A 4,156-nucleotide genomic window follows, 5' to 3' on the forward strand; every position below is an offset into this window, starting at 1 on the left:
CCCGATGTTGGACTTGATGGAGCCGAGCCACAGCGGACGGCCCTCCGGACGCTCCTGTCCGTACGTGGCCAGCAACGCCTGCGCCTCGATCGGGTCGCCGAGCGTCGTACCGGTGCCGTGTCCCTCCACCACATCGACCTCGGCGGGCGAGAGATGGGCGTTGGCGAGTGCCTGGCCGATGACTCGCTGCTGGGAGGGCCCGTTCGGCGCGGTCAGGCCGTTGCTGGTGCCGTCCTGGTTGACTGCGGATCCCCGTACGAGCGCCAGTACCCGGTGGCCGTTGCGCCGGGCGTCCGACAGCCGTTCCAGCAGCAGAAGTCCGGCTCCTTCGCCCCAGCCCGTGCCGTCGGCCGCCGAGGCGAAGGGCTTGCAGCGCCCGTCGGCCGCCAGACCGCGCTGACGGGAGAACTCGATGAAGGTGGTCGGGGTGGCCATCACCGTCACCCCGCCGGCCAGGGCGAGGGTGCATTCGCCCTGCCGTAGCGCCTGGGCGGCCAGATGCATGGCCACCAGCGACGACGAGCACGCCGTGTCCACCGTGACCGCCGGTCCCTCCAGACCGAAGGTGTACGCCACCCGCCCCGACATCACGCTCGGGGTGCCGCCCGCGAGGAGATAACCCTCGACCTCCTGGGCCGACGAGCTTCCGACCGCGCCGTAGCCCTGATAGGTACCGCCCGCGAAGACGCCGGTGTTGCTGCCGCTGAGCGTGTCGCGGTCGAGTCCGGCGCTTTCGAAGGTCTCCCACGCGGTTTCGAGGAGCAGCCGCTGTTGGGGGTCCATGGCGAGTGCTTCGCGCGGGCTGATGCCGAAGAACGCAGCGTCGAACGCGGCCGCGTCGTACAGGAAGCCGCCCTCCCGCGCATAGCTGGTGCCCAGACGCTCCGGGTCGGGATCGAAGAGCGTGTCCAGGTCCCAGTGCCGGTCGGTGGGCATCGCAGCGACGGCGTCCCGGCTCTCGGCGACCAGCTTCCACAGCTCCTCCGGGGAGCGCACTCCGCCGGGGTAGCGGCAGGCCATGCCGATGATCGCGATGGGCTCGTCGTCAGCGGCTAAGGAGGACGTATACGTAGCGACAACGGCTTTCTGACCGGTGAGTTCGGCGCGCACATACGTGGCGAGCGCGCTCGGCGTGGGATGGTCGAAGACGAGGGCGGGGGCGAGTTCCAGACCGGTGGTGGCGACGAGCTGATTGCGCAGCTCGACGGCGGTGAGCGAGTCGAAGCCCAGCTCCTGGAAGGGCTGCGTGGGTGGAACCGCGTCGAGACCGGCATGGCCGAGGACGGTGGCGGCGAGGGACTGGATGTGGCGGACCAGGAGCTGCTGCTGTTGGTCCGCCGTGGCGGCGGCGAGCTGCTGCCGCAGCGGAGTGACCGCGGCGGACGGTGCGGTGGTGGTGGTGGCGTCCGCCACGGTTCGCGCCGTCACGGGGGTGAGGAACGGGCTCGGGCGCTGCGCGGTGAAGGCGCTGGAGAACCGCTCCCAGTCGACATCGGCCACCGTGACCGTGGTGTCGTCGTGCGTCAGGGCGTGGTGCAGGGACTTGATGGCCAGGTCGGTGGTCAGCGGGGAGAGACCACGCCGCCTGAGATGAGCGAGCGTGTTGTCGTCGGCGGCCATGCCCGCCTCGCTCCACGGGCCCCAGGCGATGCTGGTGGCGGGGAGTCCATGGGCCCGGCGGTGTTCGGCGAGGGCGTCGAGGTACGCGTTCGCCGCGGCATAGGCGGCCTGCTGCCCGCTGCCCCAGGTCGCGGCGTTCGACGAGAAGAGTACGAAGGCGTCGAGCCCCAGGTCCCGGGTGATCTCGTGCAGATGAGTGGCGGCCAGCGCCTTGGAGTGCAGCACGTACTGCAACCGCTCGGGGTCCAGCTCGGCGATCGGGCCGAGGTCCATGGTTCCGGCAGTGTGGACGACGGTGGTCAGGGGGTGTTCGGCGGGGACGTAGTCGATGAGGTGTTGCAGCGCGGCACGGTTCGAGACGTCGCATGCGGAGATGGTGACCGAGGCACCCAGAGCGACGAGTTCTTCGCTGAGCTGGTCCGCCCCCGGCGCGTCGGGGCCGGACCGGCTGATGAGATGGAGATGAGGCGCGCGCTCGCGGGCGAGCCAGCGGGCGATGTGGGCGCCGAGCCCACCGGTGCCGCCGGTGATGAGCGTCGTCCCGGTCGGCCGCCAGGGAGCGGGCTTCGCGGACGATGCGGGAGCGGCGTGGCCCAGGCGGCGGGCGTAGGCGCCGGTGGTGCGGATCGCGGCCTGGTCCTCGGGCTGTCCGGGGGCCAGCAGCGCGGCCAGTCGACCGGCGGTGTGGTGGGTCACGGTGGTGGGCATATCGATGAGGCCACCCCACCGTTGCGGGTGTTCGAGGGCGGCCACCCGGCCCAGCCCCCAGACCTGGGCCTGGCCCGGGTGGGGGAGCGGGTCCGTACGGCTGGTGGCGACCGCGCCCTGTGTGAGGCACCACAGGGGAGCGGCGATACCGGTGTCGCCGAGCGCCTGGAGCAGGGTGACGGTGCCGACGAGCCCGGCGGGGACGGCGGAGTGTGCGGTGTGTGCCGCGGTGTCGAGGGCGAGCAGGCTGAGCACACCCGCGATCGGCTCATCCTCGGCCCACCGGGTCAGTTGCTCGGAGAGGACATCGCGCCGCAGACCTTCCGCGGGGAGCGCGTGGACGGACGCGACGGCACCATGGGACTGAAGCGCCTGGACGACGGTCCGGACCGCGGAGTGGTCCTCCTGGCCGACGGGCATGACCACCAACCAGGTGCCGCTCAGGGCCGCCGTAGTCGCGTCGGGCAGTTGCTGCCAGGTGGTCCGGTAGCGCCATGAGTCGATGACCGCCTGCTCGCGGTGCCGCCGCCGCCACGCCGACAGGACGGGGAGCGCGGGTAGGAGCGCGTCGATGCCGGGGCTGTTCTTCTCCAGCTGGAGCGTGCTGGTGAGGGCGTCGACGTCCAGCTCTTCGATGGCGTGCCACAGCTGTGCCTCGGCCGGGTCCGCCCCCACGCGGGCGCCGCTGGTACGGGCATCGGGTGGGGCGAGCCAGAAGCGCTGGTGCTGGAAGGCGTACGTCGGCAACGCGACAAGCCGCGGCGCCGGGTCGGTGGGGAACCAAGGAGCCCAGTCGACGTCGAGCCCAGCGGTCTGGAGCCGTGCCAAGGCGGTGGCGAACGCCCGGACTTCGGGTTGCTTGCGGTTGAGGGTGGCGGTGAGGAGAGGGGTGGTGGGGTGCTCGGTGCGGTGGAGGGTGTGTGGGACGGCCGTGGTCAGGACGGGGTCGGGGCCGAGTTCGAGGTACGTACCGGTGTCGGGTGCGGTGTGGGTGATGGCGGGGTGGAAGTGGACGGGCTGACGGATGTGCTGGGCCCAGTAGCCCGGGGTGGCGATCTCCTCATCGGCGGGTTGTCCGGTGAGGTTGCTGATGAGGGGAATGGTGGGCTGGTGATAGGTCAGGTTGCTGATGGCCTGGGTGAAGGGTTCGAGGATGGGGTCCATCAGCGGTGAGTGGAAGGCGTGGCTGACGGTGAGCAGTCGCGTCTTGCGGCCGCGTTCGGCCCAGGCCGCCGCGATCTGCGTAACGAGCGCGATGGGGCCTGAGACGACGGTGTTGGTGGGGGTGTTGAGGGCGGCGATGCCGACCTGTTCGTCGGTCGCGGCGAGGTCTTCGGCGAGTTCNTCGGGGGTGGCGGCGATGGTGGCCATGCCNCCNCCNNCNGGGAGTCCGCCCATGAGNGTGGCGCGGGCGGCCACCAGGCGGCAGGCGTCGGGGAGGTCGAAGACACCGGCGATGTGGGCGGCGGCGACTTCTCCGATGGAGTGGCCGATNACGGCGTCCGGGGTGATGCCGGTGGAGGNCAGAAGTCGGGTGAGGGCGATGTGGAGGGCGAAGAGTCCGGCTTGGGCGTAGGTGGTGTGGTCCAGCAGCTGCGCCTGCTCNGGGNCCTGGCTGAAGACGACGTCCCGGAGCGGCTGCTCCAAGTGGGGGTCGAGGAGGGTGCAGACNTCGTCGAAGGCTTCGGCGAAGACGGGGAAGCGGTCGTACAGTTCCGCGCCCATGCCGGGACGTTGGCTGCCCTGTCCGCTGAACAAGAACACCGTCTGGCCCGAGACGCTCGCAGCGCCTCCGGGGCAGACCACCGCCGGGTGCGGTGCGCCGGTG

At 71.2% G+C, this 4,156-nt stretch carries 1 protein-coding gene; it reads right to left on the reverse strand.

The genetic code is table 11. The features are described from left to right. Positions 1-4,134, reverse strand: a 4,134-nt coding sequence (locus tag LCH29_RS43530) for an SDR family NAD(P)-dependent oxidoreductase (RefSeq protein ID WP_446467215.1), incomplete at its 3' end; no start/stop codon positions are given. Between the last annotated feature and the right edge of the window lie 22 nt (positions 4,135-4,156).

The organism is Streptomyces sp. BRA346, assembly GCF_052851135.1.